6 protein-coding genes are annotated in these 5,538 nt (G+C 33.2%); 2 read left to right on the plus strand and 4 right to left on the minus strand.

All coding sequences use genetic code 11. The features are described 5' to 3' along the window. Window positions 1-46: 46 nt before the first annotated feature. From fabG to ABWP20_RS18155, 4 genes are read right to left on the minus strand one after another with little or no spacing between them, the layout of a single operon-like run. Window positions 47-799, minus strand: a complete 753-nt coding sequence (gene fabG / locus ABWP20_RS18140; RefSeq protein WP_353097761.1) for a 3-oxoacyl-[acyl-carrier-protein] reductase — start codon at window positions 797-799, stop codon at window positions 47-49. Window positions 800-825: 26 nt separating this feature from the next. Further along, window positions 826-1,785 (minus strand): ACP S-malonyltransferase, encoded by a 960-nt coding sequence (gene fabD / locus ABWP20_RS18145; RefSeq protein ID WP_353097763.1) that lies wholly within the window; start codon window positions 1,783-1,785, stop codon window positions 826-828. Continuing rightward, window positions 1,778-2,737 carry an enoyl-[acyl-carrier-protein] reductase FabK gene (fabK, locus tag ABWP20_RS18150; protein WP_353097764.1) on the minus strand — a complete coding sequence of 320 codons (960 nt, stop codon included), beginning with the start codon at window positions 2,735-2,737 and terminating at the stop codon, window positions 1,778-1,780. The genes fabD and fabK overlap by 8 nt, the downstream gene beginning before the upstream one ends. After that, complete coding sequence (locus ABWP20_RS18155) at window positions 2,724-3,740, minus strand: beta-ketoacyl-ACP synthase III (RefSeq protein ID WP_353097765.1); 1,017 nt, start codon at window positions 3,738-3,740, stop codon at window positions 2,724-2,726. Before ABWP20_RS18155 ends, fabK begins: the two co-directional genes overlap by 14 nt. 198 nt (window positions 3,741-3,938) lie before the next feature. On the opposite strand from ABWP20_RS18155, the gene fabZ reads away from it, so the two are divergent. Then, window positions 3,939-4,370, plus strand: a complete 432-nt coding sequence (gene fabZ, locus ABWP20_RS18160; RefSeq protein ID WP_353097766.1) for a 3-hydroxyacyl-ACP dehydratase FabZ — start codon at window positions 3,939-3,941, stop codon at window positions 4,368-4,370. A gap of 123 nt (window positions 4,371-4,493) precedes the next feature. Continuing rightward, on the plus strand, window positions 4,494-5,390 hold the full coding sequence (locus ABWP20_RS18165; RefSeq protein ID WP_353097768.1) for a CsxC family protein: 897 nt from the start codon (window positions 4,494-4,496) through the stop codon (window positions 5,388-5,390). The last annotated feature ends 148 nt before the right edge of the window (window positions 5,391-5,538 follow it).

Genomic DNA, 5,538 nt, shown 5'->3' on the forward strand with positions numbered 1-5,538 from the left:
GGTTCTCATTGCGTTTGACCTACATCAACTCACTACGTTCGTTGTGTTAGGTCATAACCATTCCGCCGTCTACGTTTATTATTTGGCCTGTTATATAGTCTGATTTTTCACTTGCTAAAAATACTACTAAATTTGCAATATCCTTTGGATTTCCAAATCTATTTAAAGGTATAGATTTTAGCATAGCTTCTTTTATTTCATCTTTTAATACATCTGTCATATCCGTTTCAATAAATCCTGGTGCAATTCCATTGACTCTAATGCCACGACTAGCTAATTCTCTTGCCATTGATTTTGTAAATCCAATAACACCAGCCTTTGATGCACTATAATTTCCTTGACCTGCATTTCCTATTATACCTACTATAGATGTAATATTTATTATTTTACCATATCTTTTCTTCATCATTATTCTCGATACTGCTTTAGTACAAAGGAAGGTCCCCTTTAAATTAACACTCATTACCTCATCCCAGTCTTCTTCCTTCATTCTAATGAGTAAATTATCTTTTGTAACTCCTGCATTGTTTACCAATATATCTATGGTACCTAATTCTTCTTCCATAGTTTTTATCATTTGTAATACATCTTCTTCAATTGATACATTTGCTTTTATGGCAACTGCTTTAACTCCGTAGGATTCTATCTCTCTTATTACCTCTTCAGCTTTTTCAAGATTATTAACATAGGTAATTCCTACATTAACTCCATTTTTCCCTAGCTCTAAAGCAATTTCCTTGCCTATACCCCTTGATGCTCCAGTTATTAAAGCTACCTTGTTTTTTAGGCTTATTTCCATTCCCTCCTTTTCAGTAAAATATTTTGCTATTCTTTTTTCATTGTTTTTATATAATTAACAGTTTCTTTAAAGGATTCTACATCGTTGACACTTAATGCTTTCACTTCTTTGCCCATTGACTTACCAATTCGCTTTACAAATCCTGATAAAGATTTTCCTGGTCCTATTTCTATAAAAGTATCTACACCATTATTTATCATATACTCTACAGATTGTTGCCATAACACTGAATTACTTACTTGATTTACTAACTTAGGCTTAATCTCGTCTTTATTAGACAGAAGTTTGGCATCTACATTGGAAATAAACTTCTTTTGAGTATCTTTTATATCTACTTTTGCTAATTCATTTTTTAGTTTTTCTCCTGCTGAAGCTAATAAAGATGAATGAAATGGTGCGGATACTGATAATGGTACCGCTTTCTTAGCACCTAATTTAACTGCTTCTTCGCAAGCTATTTTTAATCCATTCATTTCTCCTGATAAAACTATTTGCTCTGGACTATTATAGTTTGCTACTTCCACTATTCCGTATTCCTTAGTTTTTTGTAAAATAGATGGTATATTTTCCCTGTTTAAACCAAGTATTGCAGCCATTCCTCCTACTCCTAAAGGAACTGCTTCTTGCATAAATTTTCCTCTCTCTTTTACAACTTTAAGGGCATCCTTAAACTCTATACTTCCACTTGTAACTAAAGAGCTATATTCACCTAAACTAAGTCCTGCAGTATATTCACAGTCTATACCTCTTGATTGCATAGCTTTCAAAATTGCTATACTCGTAGCTAATATAGCTGGCTGAGTATTTTCCGTTCTCTTTAAATCTTCTTCACTTCCATTAAAGCATATATTCTTTAAGTCCATATTTAATACTTCATTTGCTTCATCAAATACTTTCTTTGATTCTACAAAGTTTTCATAAAAATCACTTCCCATTCCCACATATTGGGAGCCTTGCCCAGGAAATATAAAGGCTAGTTTATCCATTTATCTCACCTTCCATTAATGAACAAATTGAATTTAGTCTTTTCTCAGCCGAAGAAACTATATCTTCTATTATGTCCTTACAAGGTTTAATATCTTTAATAAGTCCTGCAATTTGACCTGACATTAAAGATCCTTTATTTATATCTCCTTCTACTACAGCTAATTTTAATCTTCCCGAACCTAATAATCCTAGTTCTTCTGCCGAAGCCCCTTTGTTTTCAAGTTGTGAAAATTCTCTTGTAAATTTATTTTTTAATGCTCTTACAGGATGCCCAGTACTTCTCCCAGTTACTTGTGCATCTCTATCCTTAGATTTTACTATTGCTTCCTTATAATTAATATGAACCTTAGCCTCAGTTGAGCATACAAATCTAGTTCCTATTTGTACTCCTTCTGCTCCTAAAGTCAAAGCCGATAAAAATCCGCGTCCATCACCGACTCCCCCTGCTGCTATGACAGGAATATTAATCGCATCAACTATTTGAGGTACTAAGACCATAGTAGTCAATTCTCCAATATGCCCTCCAGCTTCAGTTCCTTCTACAATTACGGCATCAACGCCTTCTCTCTCTAATCTCATCGCTAAAGACACAGTAGGTACTACAGGTATGATTTTTACATTATGTTCTTTTAACCTTTTTATATACTTCCCCGGATTTCCTGCACCTGTAGTTATAACGGGAACTCCTTCATCACATACTATACCTACAATATCCTCAGCAAAAGGTGACATTAACATAATATTTACACCGAATGGTTTATCTGTTAATTCCTTAAGCTTTCTAATTTCTTCTCTTACTACTTCTCCTGGCGCATTACCTGCTCCTATAATACCCAATCCCCCTGCTTCTGAAACAGCTGCCGCTAATTCATGAGTTGCTACCCAAGCCATACCTCCTTGTAGTATCGGATAATTAATATTTAACATATCAGTTATTCTAGTCTTCCACATTATCTCCATTCCCCCTACTCCATTTTATAGTCATTGAAGCCCAAGTAAGACCTGCTCCAAAGGCTACTAAAAGTATATTATCACCCTTCTTAATCTTATTATTCTTCACTGCTTCATCAAGGGCTATTGGAATAGATGCAGAAGACATATTGCCATATTTGTTTAAATTAACACAGATTCTATCTCTTTCAAGCTTTAACTTCTTAGCAGCCGCATCAATTATTCTCATATTGGCTTGATGTGGAACTAAAAAATCTAAATCTTCTAACTTAATATTAGCCTTTTCTAAAGCATTCATAGATGCTCTTTCCATGACCCTTACAGCAAATTTAAATACTTCTTTACCGTCCATTTTTATAAAATGAAGTCTATTTTCTACAGTCTCAATACTTGCTGGCAATCTAGATCCTCCTGCTGGCTGTGTTAACACAGAGCCATTGGTCCCATCAGAACCTAACTCAATTGAAAGAATTCCAGAATCCTCTTCACATTTTTCTAAGACACAGGCTCCTGCACCATCTCCAAATAATACACAAGTATTTCTATCATTCCAATCTACTACTCTAGATAGTGTTTCTGCACCTATGATTAAAACCTTCTCATACATTCCTGATTTAATAAAACTTTCTCCTATGGACAAACCATAAATAAACCCTGAGCATCCTACATTTATATCAAATGCTGCCGCTTTCACTGCTCCTATATTCTTCTGAATTATACAAGCAGTTGATGGAAAAGCATGATCAGCTGTTACTGTAGCCACAATTATAAGTTCAATATCTTCTGGTTTGATATTAGCATCTTCCAAAGCATCTATTGCTGCTCTAGTTGCCATATCAGAAGTCGCCATATTATCATCTGCTATCCTTCTTTCATTTATCCCTGTTCTCTCTACAATCCATTCATTTGATGTATCTACAATTTTTGATAAATCATGATTAGTAACAATTCTCTCAGGCACATAACTTCCTATACCAGAAATTCCTACATAAATTTTTTTCATTCTCCACCTCCATATTAAATTGTTTACTCTTACTATTTATTCCCATCTACCACCTCCTTTAAAAACATTTGCAAATTAATTTTCTTTAGATTATTATTAATATTATATGAGTAAAACTTTAAGACTTAGTATATATGAATATAATAAAATAATCAATCATTAATTTTTCCCTAAAAAAGACTAAAAAGGAGGAATTTCATGGATAAATTGTTAAATATAGAAGAAATAAAAGGAATTATTCCTCATAGGTATCCTTTTCTCTTTATAGATAAGGTTTTGATAGAAGAAATAGGGGTAAGGGGTATAGGATATAAAAATGTGACCATAAATGAACCTTTTTTCCAAGGGCATTTTCCTCATATGCCTGTAATGCCTGGAGTCATAATAGTAGAATCTATGGCTCAGGTAGGAGCTGTAATTTTGCTATCTGATGAAAAATATAAAGGAAAAACACCTTATTTCGCTGGAATAAACAAAGTAAGATTTAAAAGAAAAGTAGTACCTGGAGATACCCTTAGAATGGAAGTAATATTAACTAGAATAAGAGGTTCAATAGGAATTGGAGAAGGCAAAGCCTATGTTGAAGATGAGCTTGCCTGTGAAGGAGAATTTTTATTTGCAATTGAATAAATAATAAATTAACAACTTCAAAAATACTATCACCTAATTAAATCTTTAGAATATATTGTAGTATGGACATGACATAAAACTATTGACATCCAAATGATATTTATATTAAGGAGGAAATACTATATGTACAATTCAATAGATGGTACAACAATTAGTAACTTACAAGTGTTTAGTAACAATAATTGCCAATGTGGCGGGCAATCCAGAGTTAATACAAAACCTTCTTCGCCTGTATGTAATGCAGGAAATAAAGCCTTATGCGTTGATGTTAAAAGTGATGTATTAGATAGCTGCACTAATACACCAGTAACACCTAGTGGATTAGCAACTGGTGCGGTCGCTAAAATTCCAGTAGTTTTAGCTGAATTAACTGTTCGTTTCCATGTTCGTGCATTAATTGATTTACCAGAACGAGCACTTGAAATTAAAAATATAAAGAAAAAAATAAAAATCACCCAATGCCTATTACTTCAACCTACTAATATTTTATTCATTAAAGGATTTGTTCGTAAAAATATTGACTATGCTACAGGAAACTGCGGAAATATTAGAGGAGTATGTGGTGAATTACACCATTGCGTTGTAGATGTTCCATTTGAATGTTCTACACCTGTTTCTTTCTATATGGAACCAGAAGATCTTGCTGTAAATTCCAGTGCTGAATTTGAATATTTCAGAGTAAGCGATTTACCAAACAAACATTTTGCTGAAAAAGATAAATTATTATCTTCAGATTTATCAGAATTCAATCAAATCGTAGTTGAGAATTTCAATGAACTTCCATTCTGCGAACTAATTAGTGCAAGAATTTATGAATTTGATGAGTTTATAAATCGTCATCGTCCTTGTGATGGAGATTTCCCATTCGAAGAAAAATTCTTCAACAAGATAGAAGAAAAAATGGTTGTAGAACTAACAGTTAAAGTTTTACAAAACAGACAGGTTCAGATCCCAACATCAGGTGGCGGAATTGGTGGCGGATGTTCTCCATCATTTTGTTCCACAGATAAAGATAAATAGATTATAAAACACAAAATACAGGTGGAATAATTCCACCTGTATTTTACATTCTACTTCATTTGTTCTCTTGCTATTTCTGCACCTTTTTCTAATGCTTCTTTGTTTATTGGTAATAGGTTTTTTCTGTTTTCTCCAAATACTGCTGTAA

It is taken from the genome of Tissierella praeacuta, from assembly GCF_040396155.1.
Classification (GTDB): Bacteria; Bacillota; Clostridia; order Tissierellales; family Tissierellaceae; genus Tissierella; species Tissierella praeacuta_A.